Genomic DNA, 15,798 nt, shown 5'->3' on the forward strand with positions numbered 1-15,798 from the left:
ACATTCCCTAGTCGACAGCCCATGTCGGCGTCCTGCGCGGCGGCACGGCGCTGAATGTGGTGCCGGCGGTGGCCGAGTTGCTGTTCGAGCTGCGCACCGTGCCCGGCGACGATGCGGCGGGGCTGCTCGCTGAGCTGCGCGGGTTTGCCCAGGCAGAACTGGAGCCGGCGATGCAGGCGATCCATGCCGGGGCCGGTTTTCGTTTCGATACCTATGCCCAGTCGCCGGCCCTGGATAATGCCGCCGATGCCGGGATCGTGTCGCTGACCAAGGCTTTGGCCGGCCGCAACGATCATCGTAAGGTGGCCTTCATGACCGAGGCCGGGCTGTTCCAGGCACAGGCCGGCATCCCCACCGTCGTGATCGGCCCCGGCGCGATTGCCCAGGCGCATATTGCCGATGAATGGATTGCCGAACGTGAACTTGTGCAGTGTGAAAGTTTTGTCGATCGCCTGATCCAGCTCTGTCAGGCGTAACTCAAACGGGGGATTGCAAGATGCGGATATCCAGCATGATGGGGCGGCTCGCGATGATCGCGGTCGCCGGCCTGCTCGCCACGGCGGTGCCCGCCTGGGCGCAGACACCGGCGCTCAAGCTGCTGACCGGAGCGAAGGGTGGTACCTTCTTTGAATACGGCGAGGCGGCAGCAAAATTCATCACTGCCGAAACCGGCCTTGCGATGGCTGTCGAGCCGAGCGGTGGCAGTTACGAGAATATCCGCGCGCTGCATGAGGGCAGGGCCGATCTGGCCCTGGTGGCGATGGGGCCAGGCTTCGAGGCCTGGAACAACAGCGCCGCCTGGACCAAGGGCGAGACCATGCGCAGGCTGCGCGCGCTGTTCCCGATGTACGAGACACCGTTCCATATGGGCCTGCGCCCGGATGCCGGTGTCACCGGCATCGCCGGCGTCGATGGAAAGCGCGTCGGTGTCGGACCGGAAAATGGCCCCGGCGCAGCGATGTTCCGCGACATGGTCGCAGAACTGAAGCTCAAACCCGAGATCGTGTTCGGTGCGCCGCAGGCCCTGGCCGACGACCTGATGGCCGGCCGGCTCGATGGTTTCTTCTTCGGTGCTGGTGTGCCGGTGCCGGCCTTCCAGCAGATGGCCGACCGCGACCGCCTGCGGCTGCTGCCGCTGGATGGCGCGGCCGCTGATGCCCTGCGCAAGCATTATCCTTATCTGGTGACCAGTGCGATTCCGGCCGGCTCTTACAAGGGCCAGCCGCAAGCCGTTGCGGCTGTTTCAGTATGGAACTTCGTCGCCGCGCGCGAGGGCCTGTCGGATGACGCCGCCTATCGCATTGTCAAGGCGGTGATGGGTGACCCGGCGAAAGCCACCAAAATCCACGTGACGGCGACCGGTACTACGGTGGCGAATGTGAAGGCCAATACCTTCATGCCCTTCCACCCGGGCGCGGTACGCTATTTCAGGGAAGCGGGGATTGCGCTGGCGGTGCAGTAAGAACCGGCAGGCTTACCTGGCGCGCGGGTCTCGACTGAGGCCGCGCGCCTCCAGGCGCTTGAGATAATCCTGCCACAGCGCGTCCTGGTCATGGCCGCGGTCGTAGAACCATTCCCAGCTGTAGAGGCCGGTGTCGTGCAGGTCGTCGAATTTGAGCCGCAGCGCGTAGGTGCCGACCGGCTCGATGCCCATGATGCCGACATGGCGGCGGCCGGGCACCAGGGTCTTCTGCCCTGCGCCATGGCCCTGCACCTCGGCCGACGGGCTTTCGATGCGCAGGAATTCGGCGGTGAAGGCAAAGCTCTTGCCGTCGGCATAGGCGACCTCGAGCCGCTTTTCAGCCGAGACATAGCGCACATCGGTGCAGGCCGGGCGGCCGGCCTGCTGATACAGCGACTGCGGGTTCATCCCGCTTGGCACAGACGCCATGTCAGGGCGTGTCGTCGATCTGGCGCGCTTCGTCCACCAGCATGATCGGGATGCCGTCGCGGATCGGGAAGGCCAAGCCGGCCTTTTCGCTCACCAACTCGTTGCGGGCGCGGTCATAGGTCAGCGGGCCCTTGGTCACCGGGCAGACCAGCAGCTCGAGCAGCTTGGGGTCGACGGGGGCGGAGACTTGGGTGGATTCGCTCATGACGGCCTCTCAGTTTGGCCCGGTTCAATTGGGCTTTGCGCCGCGCGGCAGGATGCTGCCATCCAGCAGGGCCATTTCCAGCAGGGACACCAGCATGGCGGCACGGGCCTTGAAATCGGGTGCTTCCAGCAGGGCCTGCTTCTCGCCGGCGCTGAACGGACAGATCATCGCCAGCGAATGCACCAGCAGGTCGTCGTTCACCGCGGTGATCGAATCCCAGTCGGCCGGCAGGTTGTGGCGGGCACAATAGGCGCGCAGCGCATGGATCAGACGGTCGCGCTCGCACAGCCCGTCCTGCGCCGCCGTCATGTCGGCGGCATACTCGGCATAGTCGGCCTCGACCTGGCGATAGGCGGTGCCGGCCTCAAGCTCGCGCGCCACCTGGAAACGGCACAGGCCACGCAAGGTCAGCAGGATGCGGCCGTCATCGCTTTCGGTGGCCGACACGATCTTGCCGACGCAGCCGGTGGTGTAGAGATCGGCGCCATTGCGCGGCGACTGGCCCGGCAGGCCCTCGCTCTGGGTCGGCTGGATCATGCCGATCAGCTTGGCACCATCGAGTGCCGCGCGCGTCATCGCCAGATACCGCGGCTCGAAGATATTGAGCGGCAGCAGGCCGCGTGGCAGCAGCAGCACGCCGTTCAGCGGAAAGATCGGAATCGTGCGGCTCAGCTCATCGATGCTCGCCGGGCACTGGGACTCGTGCATCGAGCCGCTCATGCTCAAGCAAACAGGATCGACGACAGCCGGCGGCGTGCATCCACCACCACCGGGTCCATCGGACCCATTGCCTCGAAGATCTTCACCAGCTGCTTGCGGGCGGCTTCCTCGTTCCATTTGCGGTCGCGCTTGACGATATCCAGCAGCTGGTCGATCGCCTCGGCCTGTTGGCCGGCGCCATGCAGCGCCACGGCATAGTCCAGCCGTGCCTGGTGGTCGTTCGGGTTGGCAGCGACGGCAGCTTCCAGCGGCTTCAGGTTGCCGGCCGCCTGGCTGCCGGCTTCCAGCAGTTCGAGTGCGGAGCGCGCAGCCACCACATCGGCATGCTCGGCCTTGTCGGCCGGAATCTGGCCAAGGATTTCCTTGGCCTCTTCCACTTCGCCCATGCCGATCAGCGCGCGGGCCAGGCCGCCCAGGGCCGAGATGTTTTCCGGCTCGGTGCCAAGCGCGGTGGAAAACGCCGTGGCGGCATCTTCCCAGGCCTGGGCGGCGAGCGCGGTCTTGCCGGCCTCGATGGCTTCGGCAGCGGTGTCCTCGATGGCGCCGGCGCCGGGCAGGCCCTCGACGAATTTCTTCAGCTGGCTTTCCGGCAGCGCGCCGACGAAGCCATCGACCGGCTGGCCGCCGGAGAAGGCATAGACCGCCGGGATCGACTGGATACGCAGCTGCTGGGCCAGCGGCTGGTTCTTCGGATCGTCGACATTGATCTTGACCAGGCGCAGCTTGCCGTTCGCCGCCTTGACCAGCTTTTCCAGCGCCGGGGTCAGCTGCTTGCAGGGGCCGCACCACGGCGCCCAGAAGTCGACCAGCACCGGCTGCTTCATCGACGCCTGCACCACGTCTTCCATGAAGGTGGTGATATCGGCATCCTTGATCAGGTCTGCAGCCGCAGCGGGTGCTGCAGTGGCGGGAGCGGCGATGCCGGTCAGGCCGGGCATGCTGCCGGGAAGGCTGGCTGGGGATTTGGGCGAAAGGTCCATGGCGGTCATCGTCACTTGAAAAGGGTTTGCTGTCGGGACCACAGATAAGGGCGCAGGCGGCAAAAGCCAACAGCCCACGCTGCAAATGCCGACAGCCATGGTGAAAATATAGGCATGCCGGTACCCCGCACAAGCGCGGGAATCGCTGATTCGGCGTGGTACGGCTCTTGCTTTCTCTACCGGTCAGGCCCGCATGACCCCTGATCGCATCGACATCGTCTGGATCGTTATCGCCACCTGCATGATCTTCACCATGCAGGCCGGCTTCTGTTGCCTGGAAAGCGGCTTCGTGCGCGCCAAGAACAGTATCAACGTGGCGTTGAAGAACCTGGCTGATTTCTGCATCGCCGCGCTGCTGTTCTGGGCCTTTGGTTTCGCCTTCGCCTTCGGCGCCGGCAACGGCTGGATCGGCGCCACCCACTGGCTGTTCGATGCCCGCGGCGAGATCGCGCTCGGCGTCTTCTTCCTGTTCCAACTGATGTTCTGCGGCACCTCGGCCACCATCGTCTCGGGCGCGGTGGCCGAACGGGTCAGTTTCGCCAGCTACATCGCCATCACCATTGTAATCTCCAGTCTGATCTATCCGGTCTATGCCAACTGGGCCTGGAATACCGGCCAGTTCGGCGGCAGCAGCGGCTGGCTGGCGCAGCTTGGCTTCATCGATTTCGCCGGTTCCAGCGTGGTGCATTCGATCGGCGGCTGGGTCTCGCTCGCCGCCGTGCTGATCATCGGCCCGCGCACCGGCCGCTTCCTGCCTGGCCAGCCCAGCATGCGCGGCCATGACCTGGTGATGTCGACGCTCGGCGTCATGCTGCTGTGGTTCGGCTGGTTCGGTTTCAATGGCGGCTCGACGCTGGCGCTGAATGAAAGCGTGCCGTCCATCCTGATCAACACCACGCTGGGCGGCTGCGCCGGCGGTGTCGCCAACCTGATCCTGTCGCAACTGCTCTACAACAAGATCCGCGTCGAGGATTTCCTCAACGGCACGCTGGCCGGCCTGGTGGCGATCACCGCCAACTGCCACAACACCTCGGGGCTTGGCGCCGTCATCATCGGCGCGGTCGGCGGCGGCGTGGCGATTGCCGGGGCCGAGCTGCTGGAACGCTGGAAGATCGACGACGCGGTCGGCGCCGTGCCGGTGCATCTGTGCGCCGGCATCTGGGGCACGCTGGCGGTGGCGATCTTCGGCGACCCGGCCGGCTGGCCCGTGCCACATGACCGCTTCACCCAGTTCGGCATCCAGCTGCTCGGCTGTGCCGCCGCCGCCGTCTATGGCTTCGGCGTCACCTATATCCTGCTGCGGCTGATCAACATGGCGGTGCCGCTGCGCGTCACCAGCGAGGCCGAGGCGATCGGTCTCAACCAGGCCGAACATGGCGCCGGTTCGGCCATGCTCGATCTGGTCGGCGACATGGAGCGCCAGCGCCGCGAAGGCCGCTTCGACCAGCCGGTGCGCGTCGTCGTCGGCTCCGAGGTCGAGACCATTGCGCTGCAGTACAACCGCGTGATCGCCCGCGTCACCCGCGATGCCGATGCGCTGCGCCGCGCCATCGAGGATCTCAAGCGCGCCAAGCAGGCGGCCGAGGAGGCCAGCAACGCCAAGTCGGCCTTCCTCGCCAATATGAGCCACGAATTGCGCACGCCGCTGAATGCCGTGATCGGCTTTTCCGAGATTCTCACCAACGAGCTGTTCGGCCATCTCGGCGATCCGCGCTACAAGGATTACGCCAGCGACATCCTGGCCAGCGGCCGCCATCTGCTCAGCCTGGTCAACGACCTGCTCGACCACACCCGCATCGAGGCCGGCCGCGTCGAACTGCACGATGTCGAGATGGATGTGCATGAGCATGCCGAAGCCGCGCTACGCCTGATGCGCGAACGCGCTTCGGCCGCCAATGTCAGCCTGCGCGGCGATTTCCCGGAGCTGCTGCCCTATCTGCTGGCCGACGAACGCGCGATCCGCCAGATGCTGCTCAACCTGCTGGGCAATGCGGTGAAATTCACGCCCGCCGGCGGCAGCGTCAGCCTCGCCGTGCAGCAGGAAGGCGATGGTCGGCTGGCGATTACGGTCAGTGATACCGGCATCGGCATGAAACGCGAGGATGTGCCGCGCGCGCTCGAACCCTTTGTGCAGCTGCATCACCATATGAACAAGGCCTATGGCGGCACCGGGCTCGGCCTGCCGCTGGTGCAGGCGCTGATGCGCCTGCATGGCGGCTCGATCACCATCGACAGCCGCGAGGGTGAGGGCACCAGCGTGACGCTGCGTTTCCCGCGCAGCCGCGTGCGCCAGCTGCCGGCCATCGCCATGGATGCGCGCGCCGCGGATTAGGGCTGCTGCCTAGGCCGGCTTGCGCTTCTGTTTGTCCAGCTCGCGGCCCACCGCCAGGATATGGCGGCGCAGCCAGAGCGAGCCGGGGTCGTTCTGGTGCCGCACCGGCCAGAACAGGTATTCCTCATCGCCCTCGGGCTGCAGCGGCGGCGCCAGCGCCACCAGGTCGAGCTGCCGGCTCAGGCTGGCGATCAGCCGGCCCGGCACGAAGGCGACCAGGTCGCTGCGCGCCACGGTATGAAGCGCTTGCAGGTAACTTGGCACGGATAGCGCGATGCGGCGCTGGATGCCCTGCTGCTGCAGCCAGCTGTCGATCAGGTCTTCGTCCTGGCCGCGGCCGATCACCGCCACATGGCGGGCGGCGAGGAAAACCTTCATCTGCTTCAGCTTCGTCGCCTGCGGATGCCCGCGCCGCACCGCCAGCATGTCGACATCGCCGAACAGGCGCTGGCGGTGGAAGCCGGGCAGGGCGCCGGGCCGGCAGTTGAAGGCGAAGTCGACGCGGCGGGCGATGTCGGGCGCGATGGCGCCGCTCGCCTGCAGCGGCGCGCCGCGCCACGGCGTCACATCCAGCCGCACGCCTGGCGCTTCGGCGGCGATGCGGCCGATCAGCGGCGGCAGCACGAAGTTGATGATGTAGTCGGGGATCATCAGGGCGAAACGCCGCGTGCTGCTGGCGGGATCGAAGCCATCGGCGACGAACAGTCCGCGCACGCTCTCCAGTGTCTGCTTCAGGGGCTCGCGCAGGCCCTGCGCCCGTGGCGTCAGTTCCATGCCGGAGCCGACCCGCACCAGCAGCGGATCATGCAGGATCTCGCGCAGCCGCCGCAGCGCATGGCTCATCGCCGGCTGTGACAGGCCGACGCGCAGAGCGGCGCGGCCGACATGCGCCTCGGTCACCAGCGCATCCAGCGCCACCAGCAGATTGAGATCGAGGGCGGCCAAATTCATCTTACGAATATAAATTATACAGACTATCGATTGGAAGAATAATCAACGCAGCGCCATCCTGCGCGGATCAGGAGATCGCCATGACCCCGAGAATCGCGCCCGTATCCGAACCCTTCACGCCCGAGGTGGCCGCCATCCTGGCGCGCCTGCCGGCCGCGTGGACGCCGCCGTTCCGGCTGTTCACCGTGCTGGCCCGCGAGCCCGACTTGCTGCAGCGGTTCCTGCGCGGCGCGGTCGGCTACCGGCCGGACAGCCGGCTCAGCCTGCGCCAGCGGGAAGTGCTGCTGCATCGCGTCACCGCCAATTGCGGCTGCCGTTATGAATGGGGCATGCGGGTGCATTTCTTCCAGCAGGCAGCCGGTCTGACCGCGGCGCAGGTGCGCGCCAGCGTGCAGGGCGGCGCTGATGACCCGGCCTGGGAGCCGGCCGACCATGTGCTGCTGCGGCTGGCCGATGCGCTGCATGACGACTGCGATATCGGCGATGACCTGTGGCGCGATCTGCAGGCGGTGTTCGCCGACGAGGCGATCCTCGAACTGCTGCTGCTCGCCGGCTACTACCGCACGGTCGCCTATATCGCCAACGGGCTGCGCCTGCCGCCGGAGGGCGGCCTGTGCCACCCCTGGCCGGACGCCCGGGAGGCCGCAACATGACATCCGTGGTGAAACAGGCCGCCGCCAACAAGGCGCTGCTGCAATGGGTTTTTGCCGATCTCGCCACCGGCCAGGGCCGGCCGTTCCTCGACATGCTGGCCGAGGATGTGGTCTGGCATGTCGAGGGCAGCACCGGCTGGTCGCGCAGCTATCAGGGAAAATCAGCCGTGAAGGCCGACCTGCTCAAGCCGCTGCATGCGGTGCTCGATGGCCCCAACCGGCTCAGCGCCTCGGGCTTCATCGCGGAAGCCGACTGCGTGGTGGTACAGGCGCGCGGCAATGGGCGCACCAAAGCGGGCGAACCTTACTGCAACAGCTACTGCATGATCTTCCGGCTGCGTGATGGCCGCGTGGTGGAGATCACTGAATATGCCGATACCGCGCTGATCGAACGCGTGCTGGGCCCGCCGCAGGTCGCGGCGGAGCCTTCCTCAGCCCACGTGTGAAGCCGGATTTCCGATCCGATCCGGTCAGGACTTGAAGAAGCGGACCAGGCTTGAGAGCTGCTCTGCCTGGGTTGCCAGGGTCTGTGCCGCCGCATTGGTTTCCTCGACCATGGCGGCATTGCGCTGGGTCGCTTCATCCATGCTGGTGATGGCCTGGTTGACCTGCTCGAGGCCGACCGCCTGCTCGCGGCTGCCGGCGGCGATATCGGCAACGATATCGGACGCTTTCTTGATCGCGGTAACGATTTCCGCGAGGGAGGCGCCGGTTTGATTCACCAGGGTTGCACCGGATTTCACTTTGGCATTCGACTCGGTGATCAGGGCCTTGATGTCCTTCGAGGCATTGGCCGAACGCTGCGCCAGTGCACGGACTTCCTGTGCCACCACGGCAAAACCCTTGCCGGACTCGCCGGCGCGTGCGGCCTCGACGGACGCGTTCAGCGCCAGCAGGTTGGTCTGGAAGGCGATCTCGTCGATCAGCGATACGATCTCGCTGATTTTGCGGGCGCTGGTCTCGATGTCGTTGACGGCCGTGACCGCTTCGCCGACCACGGCGCCACCGGCATCGGCGCGCGAGCTGGCACTGGCCGAAAGCTGGCTGGCATTCTGGGCGAAATCGGCATTCTGCTTTACCGTCGTGGTGACTTCGTGCATCGCCGCGGCCGTTTCCTCAAGCGTCGAAGCCTGGGCCGCCGTCCGGTTGCCGAGTTCATGGCTGACTTCGGCAATCTCGCCCGCCGCCCGGTTGACGTCTTCGGCGGTGGTGCTGAGCTGGCCCGCAAATTCCCGCAGTTTGGCCGAGGTTCCGTTGGCGCCGTCCTTCAGTTTGCCAAACACTCCATGATAGGCGCCCTGCACCTGTCTGCGCAGGTCGCCATCGGCGATGCCGCTTATCACATTGGCCACTTCGCCGGTGACGCCATCCAGCGTCTGGGCCAGCCTGTTCAGCTGGCGGGTGACCTCAAGCAGGAAGCCGTTCTTGCCGGATTCTGAAATCCGGCCCGACAGGTCGCCGTTGGAAATCTGGTCACAGAGCGCGGCGATCTCGCGTCCGGCAGCGGCTTCGCGCGCCTCGCGTTCCGCACGTGCCTGGTCGGCAGCGGCCCGCGTGGCGGCGCTCTCGGTTTCCAGGCGGTTCTTCTCGGCAATGCCATCGCGGAAAATCAGCAATGCCCGCGCCATGGCGCCGAGTTCATCCCTGCGGCCGGTGTCTGGAATCGCGACTGTTGCATCGCCGCCGGCAAGTTCGTTCATGCGACCGGTCAGGCGGGTAATTGGCCGTGCCACCGACATGGCGAATGCGAGCGCGATGCCGATGAACACGATCGTCATGCCCGCGCCCAGCAGGATGCTGTCGCGGAGCTGTGCGGACAGGGCGGCTTCAAGTTTCGAGCGGTCGCCCAGCAGGGCCACGGTCAGCAGCAGCTTTCCCTGCTTATCCAGCAGCGGAATGAATGCGACATCATAGGCCACGCCGGCGATCTGGGCGCGACCGTAAGTGTCGCGTGTTGCTGACAGGGCTGCCGTATCCGCCGGCACCCAGTCTTTCAGATGGTCGCCCGACCGGCCGGTCTGTTTGCCGTCGACAAAGAATGCCACGCCCATCCGGGCGGCATCGGCAATCCGCTTTGCCGTGTCATCCCGCACATAGCTGCCGACCTTGATGGTGCCGATGACGGCAGTGCCATTCCGGATCGGGGATACGGTTTCCTGTGCCAGTTCCTTGCTGGTGGGAGAGACGATCCAGGCCGCTGTCGCATTGCCCTGCAAGGCCGCAGCCACGGTGGGCACCTTGGTCTTGTCATCGCCTTTGGATTTCGGGTTATGGCCACGCAGAACCACGATGCCTTTGGTATCGGTCACTTCGATTGCGCCGACGACAGGGTCCAGGGCGCGGATGCGGGTGGTTTCCGGCACCAGGAAACTTTCCAGAGCGGCCATGTCGCCGGAGGCCAGCGCGTCCACGACACGGCCATGACGGCTGAAGATTTCCGCATAGGATTGTGTCGCAGCGGCAATGGCCTGGAAGCGGTCTTTCGCCGCCAGCGCCGAAAGCTCCATCCTTTCGTGCGCTTCTTCCTCGATGGAGGTGGACATCTCGCGGAAGGTGGTTGCCGTGTAAATCGCGGCTTCGACGGCGACCAGGGCGGCGACGCCAAGGGCTATGCGGGGCCCGATGCCAAACCAGGATCGTTTGGTCTGTTGTTTCGCGAGGGCACGCTCATCAAACGCGGAAACCAAAGCCATCTTATGTCCCACAAGTTTCTTGTCCCGCCGGGGCGGAATACAATTGTGTGCTTACGTCGGATGTGTGCTTACGCCAGATTTCGCGGAAAAGCGCAGTTACTTTTCGATAAGTAACAAGCTGGGGTGGCGTATATGGTTCATGATACGCATTCGCAATTATGGCTCCGACAGCGGACCCTGCCGTGGTATGGAGGGCGTCCGGCCTATCCGGCGGCCTGAGAGAACCCAGCCTGACTCGCCAGGTTGAGTGCGCTCAGCCGGCGCACCAGGTCGCGGTCGATGGCCGTTGGCTGTCCCTGCGCATCGAAGGCGGTCTTCCAGTCGAAGGCGCGCGGCGACGGGCCGTGGTCATGCAGGTGTTCGTGGCGCTGCACGGCTTCGCACCAGTCGGGCACATGGTCGCCGGCCACCCACCACAGCACGTAAGGCGGCCAGGCCGGTTTCTGCAGCGGGGAAGCCACCGGCTTCACAAACCAGTCGCGGCCATGCGCCAGCGCCTCGGCATGGATGCCGCTATAGGTGAAAGCCAGCGGCGATTCGAGATCGCGCCACAGCGACAGCGTGGAGGGCGAATGCGGGTCGCTGCCGGTATAGAAACGCGGATAGGCCGCTGGCCCCCAGCTGGCCGGGCCGGGATCGCCGTCATAGCCCGAGCGCGCGATGAAACCCGCGCTTCGCGCAACGGCGGCAAGGTTGCTGTCGTTGCGGGCATGAAAGCTGTCATTGACCGGATCGGCCGATGGCCGCCGGAAGATGCCGAAGGTATAGAGCGCGACGCGGTTTTCCACGCGCGCACTTTAGTCAAATCCTCTGGCCGCGCTAGGCCAATATCCGCGGTGAATAACGGCTCATGCCGGCCGGTAAGCTGAAGCTGCCGGATGGAAGCGGCGCACCGCCAGCACGCCCAGCAGCACGAAAATCGCCAGCGTGATGCCTTCGGTGATGAGGAAGGGCGGTTCAGACTGGGTGGGGGCGGTGGCGCGCAGGGACGGCACCTTGCCGAAAGCCTGAGCGATGGCCACGAAGATCAGCAGGAACAGGCTCGCCACTGCGCCACCGGCATAGATCGCGCGCCACGGACCGGCAAGGCGGAAGCTGTAGCGCGCCGGCAGGGTGGCGGCCAGCACAACCAGCGCCACGATGGCGGTGCCATGCGAGGGCAGGAACACGGTGAAGGGGAACAGGAAGCCGGTGGCACTGGTGAGCAGGGCGGTGGCGAGAAAAACCGTCGCCAGCCCGCCGCTGTCACGCCCGCGCAGCAGGTCGGCGATGACGACGATGCCGGCGATGATGGCGGCGACGCTGATCAGCGTATGGCCAAGCAGAAGCAGGGTGAGAAACATGGGGCCTCGGGGGCTGGAGGGGTGATCTGGACCCTAGCATGCCGCGCCCGGTCGGGCCGCGATACTATACAGAGGTTTAGGGAGGGCGGGCCTCAGGTGAGCCCAATCACGATCTTCCCGAAATGGCTGCCGCTGCCCATATGGCGGAAGGCCGCCTGCACGCCGGCTTCCGAAAAATCGAAGCATTCGTCCAGCACCGGCTTCAGCTTTGCCAGCGCCATGGCGCGCAGCATGGTATCGAAGCCTTCCTTCGATCCCACCGTCACGCCCTGCAGCCGCACCTGCTGCATCACCACCAGCGGAATCTGCAGGTCGTTGCTGGGGCCCGACAGCACGCCGATCATGCTGATGGTGCCGCCCGGCCGGATCGCGCGGATCGACTGCATCAGCGTACCGGCGCCGCCCAACTCGACGATATGATCCAGCCCGGCATTGCCGGTCAGCGCGCGCGCCGTGCGGCCCCAGTGCGGATCGGCCTTGTAGTTGATGCCATGGTCGGCGCCCATGGCTTTCACGCGGGCCAGTTTCTCGTCCGAGGACGAGGTCATGATCACCTCGGCGCCGGCCAGCTTGGCGAATTGCAGCGCGAACAAAGCCACGCCGCCGGTGCCCTGGATCAGCACGCGCTCGCCCGGCTGCACGCGGCCCAGCGTGACGATGGCGCTCCAGGCGGTTAAGCCTGCGCAGGGCAGGGAGGCGGCTTCCGCGTAGGACAGATGCGCGGGGATGTGGGCCAGCGCGCTGGCCGGGAAGCAGCGCTGTTCGCAGAGCCAGCCGTCATAAGGCCCGCCCATCGAGACGGCGAATTTCGCCACGCTGGGCTCGCCGCTCTGCCAGGCCGGGAAGAAATGCCCCAGCACACGGTCGCCGGGCTTGAAGCCGGTCACACCGTCGCCTGTGGCCACCACCTCGCCGGCGCCATCGGATACCGGGATCAGCGGCAGCTTCTGCTTCGGGTTATAGGTGCCCTGCGCCATCAGCCAGTCGCGGAAATTCAGCGAGCAGGCCTTCACCCGCACCAGCACCTCGCCGGGCGGGAGGTCTCTTTGGGGCACCGGGTCCGGCCGCTCGACCAGTTTGAGCGCATCGACCGAGAAAGACTGCAGTTCGATCGCGCGCATGGTGGTCTCCTCAGGCCTCGAAGCCGACGGCGCAGCGGCCGAGCCCCTCGGCCTCGATCTCGAACTGGTCGCCCGGTGCCGCGGCCTGCATGGCAAAGTATGTGCCAGTCATGATCACTTCGCCGGCGCGCAGCGGCATCTCGTCGCTCACCAGCCGGCCCGCCAGCCAGGCCAGCGCATGCAGCGGGCTGCCATAGACCGCCTCGCCGGTGCCGCTGATGATTGGCGCGCCGCCCTTGCTCATGTGCATCGGCATGCGGCGCAGGTCGAGGCCATCGAGGCGGCGCGCCGGCGCACCCAGCACGAAGGCGCCGCCATTGGCATTGTCGGCCACGATATCGACCGGCTTGGCATCCAGGTTGGCGATGCGGCTGCCCACCACCTCGATGGCCGGCAGGCAATAGGCGACCGCGCGGATCACATCGGCCAGCGTCGGCTGTTCCATCGCCAGGTCGCGCTCCAGCACGATGGCGACCTCGCCCTCGACGCGCGGCTGCATCACGCGGTCTTTCGCCACGGTATCGCCGTCGCCCATCAGCATGTCGGCATAGAGGTTGCTGTAGGCCGGTTCCTTCAGGTTCATCGCCTTCTGGGCGGCCTTGTTGGACAGCGCGATCTTGTAGCCGATGCTGCGCCGCCCGGCCTTGAGCCAGATGTCGCGGTTGAGGCCCTGCACGGCATAGGCGGCAGCCATGTCGCCGGCCAGCAGGTCACGCACCGGGGCGCAGGCAATGCCGGTCTCGCCGGCCTGGCGCAGGCGGTCGGCGGCATCCTGGAGGACGGCGGGGTTGGGTGACATGTCAGAGTCCTGCGGCTGTGGTGGTCTGGGCGGCGCCGATGCCGACCGATTCTCCGGCAGCGACGATCTCGCGCCAGGTGGTGGCATCCACCGGGATGCCGTCGCGGCTGCGGCTGGCGCGATAGCGACGCTCGGGCTCGCCGGCCACCTGCACGCCATCGGAACCCGGGGCTTTCGGCGCGGCCTTGACGAATTTGACGAAGGCATCGACCTCGCGGCGCCAGCTGTCGGCGCCGCCCAGCTTGGCCGGATCGACGATCACCGAAAACATGTTGTTGGTGATGGTGTTCTTGGCCCAGCTGCCCTCATGCATGGTGATGCCGCCGGTGAAGGCGCCGGCCAGCAGTTCGGCGATCACGGCCAGGCCATAGCCCTTGTGTTCGCCAAAGGTGAGGATGGCGCCGATCGGGCCGTCGAACATGGTGCGCGGCTCGGTGGTCGGCGCGCCGTTGGAATTGATCAGCGTGCCGGGCGGCACCTGCTCGCCCTTGTTCATGGCCACCCGCACCTTGCCCATGGCGATCTTGGAGGTGGCGAAATCCAGCACGATGGGCTCACCGCCGGGCTGGCTCGGCGGAAGCGCGCAGCAATAGGGATTGGTGGCAAAGCGCGCATCGGCGCCGCCAAACGGCGCCACCAGCGGCGGACGGCCCACCACGTTGACATAATGCGTCGACAGCATGCCGGCGGCGGCGCATTGCTCGCCCCAGTGGCCGATGCGGCCGATATGGTGGCTGTCGCGTAAGCTCACGATGCAGGCGCCGGTTTCCCGTGCGCGGCGGATGCCCAGTTCCATCGCCTCATGGCCGATCACCTGGCCATAGCCCATGCCGCCATCCAGGTTGAGGATGGCGCCGAAATCGCCGGTCACGCGCACCGACTGGTTCACCACCAGGCGTTTTTCGACCGCGGCGAGGATATACTGCGGCAACATGCCGACACCGTGGCTGTCATGGCCGCTCAGATTGGCCAGCACCAGATTCTCGGCGACCAGGGTGGCTTCGCGTTCGTTGCTGCCGGCGGCAAGGCAGATATGGCGCACGGCGGCGCGCAGCGGCTCCGGCTTGACGGTGACGGTTTCACCCATGGTTCTGTGTCCCTTTCTCGGTTGTATCTGGTGTATCGGAAAGCGGGCGGGTCGACAATATCGTAAGGCTACGGAGGGATTTGACCCGGGCGGGGCGTTGCGGCAGATTGGGGCCATGCAAAAAATCCCCGCCCTGATCGCCCTGCTTTTCCTGGCCGCCTGCACCTCGCCGCTGGAGCATGTGGCCGAACGCGCCCGCAGCGAGATGATCGGCATGACCGAGGGCCAGCTCAAGGCCTGTGCCGGCGAGCCGACCGCCACCAACCTGGAAAACGGCACCGTGCTGTGGAGCTATTTCCGCGAGACCAGCCGCTCGGCGGTGGCGATCTCCGGCGATATCGGCTACACGCCGACCAATCGCGGCGAAACCAATTACGACTATTTCCGCTATTGCGAGGCGACCTTCGCGCTGCAGGGCGGCCGGGTGCGCAGCGTCGAGTTCCGCGGCCGCACGGCGACGGGCCGCGAGATCATGGAACCCTGCGGCGCCATCGTCGAGCGCTGCGTGGCGGCAAAGCCATGATCACCTGTTTCCTGCGCTACGAAGTCGATCTCGACAAACTGAAAGATTTTGAAGAATACGGGCGCATGTGGATCCGGTTGGTCAACAAGCTGGGTGGCACGCATCACGGCTATCTGATGCCCAGCGAGGGCGCCAGCGATGTGGCGCTGGCCAGCTTCAGCTTCCCGAGCCTGGCGGCCTACGAACAGTATCGCAAGGCGGCGGCGACGGACGCGGAATGCCAGGCCGCGATGGCCTTCTTCGAGCGCACGCGCTGCTTCCGCCGCTACGACCGGAGTTTCTTCCGCCCGGTGTTTGAGTAAGCCCGGCGGCTAATGCGCCGCTTCCCAGTTGGCGCCGACGCCGGCATCGACCACCAGCGGCACATCCAGCGTGGCGGCCGACTGCATCACCGCCTTCGCCACCGCGATCAGCGCATCCACCTCTGACTCGGGCGCCTCGAACACCAGTTCGTCATGCACCTGCAGCAGCATGCGGGTCTTGAGCCCCTCGGCCGCCAG

The 15,798-nt window shown here is 66.1% G+C and carries 18 protein-coding genes and 1 pseudogene; 7 read left to right on the forward strand and 12 right to left on the reverse strand.

Annotated elements, in window-relative coordinates; all coding sequences use genetic code 11:
- Positions 1 to 26: 26 nt before the first annotated feature.
- Together AAG799_RS18235 and AAG799_RS18240 are read left to right on the forward strand one after the other, a co-directional pair.
- Positions 27 to 476: pseudogene (locus AAG799_RS18235) on the forward strand (peptidase dimerization domain-containing protein); the annotation flags it as partial.
- A gap of 35 nt (positions 477 to 511) precedes the next feature.
- Complete coding sequence (locus AAG799_RS18240) at positions 512 to 1,462, forward strand: TAXI family TRAP transporter solute-binding subunit (protein ID WP_341898175.1); 951 nt, start codon at positions 512 to 514, stop codon at positions 1,460 to 1,462.
- Positions 1,463 to 1,474: 12 nt separating this feature from the next.
- On the opposite strand, the gene AAG799_RS18245 is transcribed toward AAG799_RS18240, so the two are convergent.
- From AAG799_RS18245 to AAG799_RS18260, 4 genes are read right to left on the reverse strand one after another with little or no spacing between them, the layout of a single operon-like run.
- Entirely contained in the window at positions 1,475 to 1,891 is a 417-nt protein-coding gene (locus AAG799_RS18245) for a DUF971 domain-containing protein (RefSeq protein ID WP_341898176.1), read from the reverse strand.
- A 1-nt stretch (position 1,892) separates the two neighbouring features.
- A complete protein-coding gene (locus AAG799_RS18250) occupies positions 1,893 to 2,096 on the reverse strand; it encodes a Trm112 family protein (protein WP_341898177.1) in 204 nt (67 codons plus the stop codon).
- A gap of 24 nt (positions 2,097 to 2,120) precedes the next feature.
- Positions 2,121 to 2,804, reverse strand: coding sequence for an LON peptidase substrate-binding domain-containing protein (locus tag AAG799_RS18255; protein ID WP_341898178.1), 684 nt, complete (start codon positions 2,802 to 2,804; stop codon positions 2,121 to 2,123).
- 14 nt (positions 2,805 to 2,818) lie between these two features.
- Positions 2,819 to 3,796, reverse strand: coding sequence for a co-chaperone YbbN (locus AAG799_RS18260; RefSeq protein WP_341898180.1), 978 nt, complete (start codon positions 3,794 to 3,796; stop codon positions 2,819 to 2,821).
- A gap of 193 nt (positions 3,797 to 3,989) precedes the next feature.
- Here AAG799_RS18260 and amt point away from each other — a divergent pair, with 193 nt between their 5' ends.
- Complete coding sequence (gene amt / locus AAG799_RS18265; RefSeq protein ID WP_341898181.1) at positions 3,990 to 6,128, forward strand: ammonium transporter; 2,139 nt, start codon at positions 3,990 to 3,992, stop codon at positions 6,126 to 6,128.
- Positions 6,129 to 6,137: 9 nt separating this feature from the next.
- Here the strand turns inward: amt and AAG799_RS18270 are convergent, their stop codons facing one another.
- Positions 6,138 to 7,079, reverse strand: a complete 942-nt coding sequence (locus tag AAG799_RS18270) for a LysR family transcriptional regulator (protein ID WP_341898183.1) — start codon at positions 7,077 to 7,079, stop codon at positions 6,138 to 6,140.
- A gap of 80 nt (positions 7,080 to 7,159) precedes the next feature.
- On the opposite strand from AAG799_RS18270, the gene AAG799_RS18275 reads away from it, so the two are divergent.
- Together AAG799_RS18275 and AAG799_RS18280 are read left to right on the forward strand one after the other, a co-directional pair.
- Positions 7,160 to 7,732 carry a helix-turn-helix transcriptional regulator gene (locus AAG799_RS18275; RefSeq protein ID WP_341898185.1) on the forward strand — a complete coding sequence of 191 codons (573 nt, stop codon included), beginning with the start codon at positions 7,160 to 7,162 and terminating at the stop codon, positions 7,730 to 7,732.
- Entirely contained in the window at positions 7,729 to 8,178 is a 450-nt protein-coding gene (locus tag AAG799_RS18280; protein ID WP_341898187.1) for a nuclear transport factor 2 family protein, read from the forward strand. The genes AAG799_RS18275 and AAG799_RS18280 overlap by 4 nt, the downstream gene beginning before the upstream one ends.
- 24 nt (positions 8,179 to 8,202) lie before the next feature.
- On the opposite strand, the gene AAG799_RS18285 is transcribed toward AAG799_RS18280, so the two are convergent.
- The 6 genes from AAG799_RS18285 to AAG799_RS18310 form a co-directional block, all read right to left on the reverse strand.
- On the reverse strand, positions 8,203 to 10,425 hold the full coding sequence (locus AAG799_RS18285) for a methyl-accepting chemotaxis protein (RefSeq protein ID WP_341898189.1): 2,223 nt from the start codon (positions 10,423 to 10,425) through the stop codon (positions 8,203 to 8,205).
- Positions 10,426 to 10,628: 203 nt separating this feature from the next.
- Complete coding sequence (locus AAG799_RS18290; protein ID WP_341898191.1) at positions 10,629 to 11,213, reverse strand: DUF3291 domain-containing protein; 585 nt, start codon at positions 11,211 to 11,213, stop codon at positions 10,629 to 10,631.
- A gap of 60 nt (positions 11,214 to 11,273) precedes the next feature.
- Positions 11,274 to 11,768, reverse strand: coding sequence for a hypothetical protein (locus AAG799_RS18295; RefSeq protein ID WP_341898193.1), 495 nt, complete (start codon positions 11,766 to 11,768; stop codon positions 11,274 to 11,276).
- A gap of 92 nt (positions 11,769 to 11,860) precedes the next feature.
- Entirely contained in the window at positions 11,861 to 12,889 is a 1,029-nt protein-coding gene (locus AAG799_RS18300) for an NAD(P)-dependent alcohol dehydrogenase (RefSeq protein WP_341898195.1), read from the reverse strand.
- A 10-nt stretch (positions 12,890 to 12,899) separates the two neighbouring features.
- Entirely contained in the window at positions 12,900 to 13,688 is a 789-nt protein-coding gene (locus tag AAG799_RS18305) for a fumarylacetoacetate hydrolase family protein (protein WP_341898197.1), read from the reverse strand.
- A 1-nt stretch (position 13,689) separates the two neighbouring features.
- Positions 13,690 to 14,775 carry a malate/lactate/ureidoglycolate dehydrogenase gene (locus tag AAG799_RS18310; RefSeq protein WP_341898198.1) on the reverse strand — a complete coding sequence of 362 codons (1,086 nt, stop codon included), beginning with the start codon at positions 14,773 to 14,775 and terminating at the stop codon, positions 13,690 to 13,692.
- A gap of 115 nt (positions 14,776 to 14,890) precedes the next feature.
- Here AAG799_RS18310 and AAG799_RS18315 point away from each other — a divergent pair, with 115 nt between their 5' ends.
- Positions 14,891 to 15,298 carry a hypothetical protein gene (locus AAG799_RS18315; RefSeq protein ID WP_341898199.1) on the forward strand — a complete coding sequence of 136 codons (408 nt, stop codon included), beginning with the start codon at positions 14,891 to 14,893 and terminating at the stop codon, positions 15,296 to 15,298.
- The gene (locus AAG799_RS18320) at positions 15,295 to 15,600 is read left to right on the forward strand and encodes an NIPSNAP family protein (protein ID WP_341898200.1); all 306 of its coding nucleotides are present in this window, start codon (positions 15,295 to 15,297) and stop codon (positions 15,598 to 15,600) included. The genes AAG799_RS18315 and AAG799_RS18320 overlap by 4 nt, the downstream gene beginning before the upstream one ends.
- 9 nt (positions 15,601 to 15,609) lie before the next feature.
- Here the strand turns inward: AAG799_RS18320 and AAG799_RS18325 are convergent.
- Positions 15,610 to 15,798 (reverse strand): DNA polymerase (locus AAG799_RS18325; RefSeq protein ID WP_341898201.1); only part of this gene is annotated, 189 nt, incomplete at its 5' end.

Origin of the sequence: Ferrovibrio terrae, from assembly GCF_943371255.1 — a bacterium.
Taxonomy (GTDB): Bacteria; Pseudomonadota; Alphaproteobacteria; order Ferrovibrionales; family Ferrovibrionaceae; genus Ferrovibrio; species Ferrovibrio terrae_B.

Excerpts from the sequence above, each read along its gene's own strand:
- AAG799_RS18240 (WP_341898175.1), top strand. The coding sequence starts at position 512 with ATGATGGGGCGGCTCGCGATGATCGCGGTCGCCGGCCTGCTCGCCACG.
- AAG799_RS18245 (WP_341898176.1), bottom strand. The coding sequence starts at position 1,891 with ATGGCGTCTGTGCCAAGCGGGATGAACCCGCAGTCGCTGTATCAGCAG.
- AAG799_RS18250 (WP_341898177.1), bottom strand. The coding sequence starts at position 2,096 with ATGAGCGAATCCACCCAAGTCTCCGCCCCCGTCGACCCCAAGCTGCTC.
- AAG799_RS18255 (WP_341898178.1), bottom strand. The coding sequence starts at position 2,804 with ATGCACGAGTCCCAGTGCCCGGCGAGCATCGATGAGCTGAGCCGCACG.
- AAG799_RS18260 (WP_341898180.1), bottom strand. The coding sequence starts at position 3,796 with ATGGACCTTTCGCCCAAATCCCCAGCCAGCCTTCCCGGCAGCATGCCC.
- amt (WP_341898181.1), top strand. The coding sequence starts at position 3,990 with ATGACCCCTGATCGCATCGACATCGTCTGGATCGTTATCGCCACCTGC.
- AAG799_RS18270 (WP_341898183.1), bottom strand. The coding sequence starts at position 7,079 with ATGAATTTGGCCGCCCTCGATCTCAATCTGCTGGTGGCGCTGGATGCG.
- AAG799_RS18275 (WP_341898185.1), top strand. The coding sequence starts at position 7,160 with ATGACCCCGAGAATCGCGCCCGTATCCGAACCCTTCACGCCCGAGGTG.
- AAG799_RS18280 (WP_341898187.1), top strand. The coding sequence starts at position 7,729 with ATGACATCCGTGGTGAAACAGGCCGCCGCCAACAAGGCGCTGCTGCAA.
- AAG799_RS18285 (WP_341898189.1), bottom strand. The coding sequence starts at position 10,425 with ATGGCTTTGGTTTCCGCGTTTGATGAGCGTGCCCTCGCGAAACAACAG.
- AAG799_RS18295 (WP_341898193.1), bottom strand. The coding sequence starts at position 11,768 with ATGTTTCTCACCCTGCTTCTGCTTGGCCATACGCTGATCAGCGTCGCC.
- AAG799_RS18300 (WP_341898195.1), bottom strand. The coding sequence starts at position 12,889 with ATGCGCGCGATCGAACTGCAGTCTTTCTCGGTCGATGCGCTCAAACTG.
- AAG799_RS18305 (WP_341898197.1), bottom strand. The coding sequence starts at position 13,688 with ATGTCACCCAACCCCGCCGTCCTCCAGGATGCCGCCGACCGCCTGCGC.
- AAG799_RS18310 (WP_341898198.1), bottom strand. The coding sequence starts at position 14,775 with ATGGGTGAAACCGTCACCGTCAAGCCGGAGCCGCTGCGCGCCGCCGTG.
- AAG799_RS18315 (WP_341898199.1), top strand. The coding sequence starts at position 14,891 with ATGCAAAAAATCCCCGCCCTGATCGCCCTGCTTTTCCTGGCCGCCTGC.
- AAG799_RS18320 (WP_341898200.1), top strand. The coding sequence starts at position 15,295 with ATGATCACCTGTTTCCTGCGCTACGAAGTCGATCTCGACAAACTGAAA.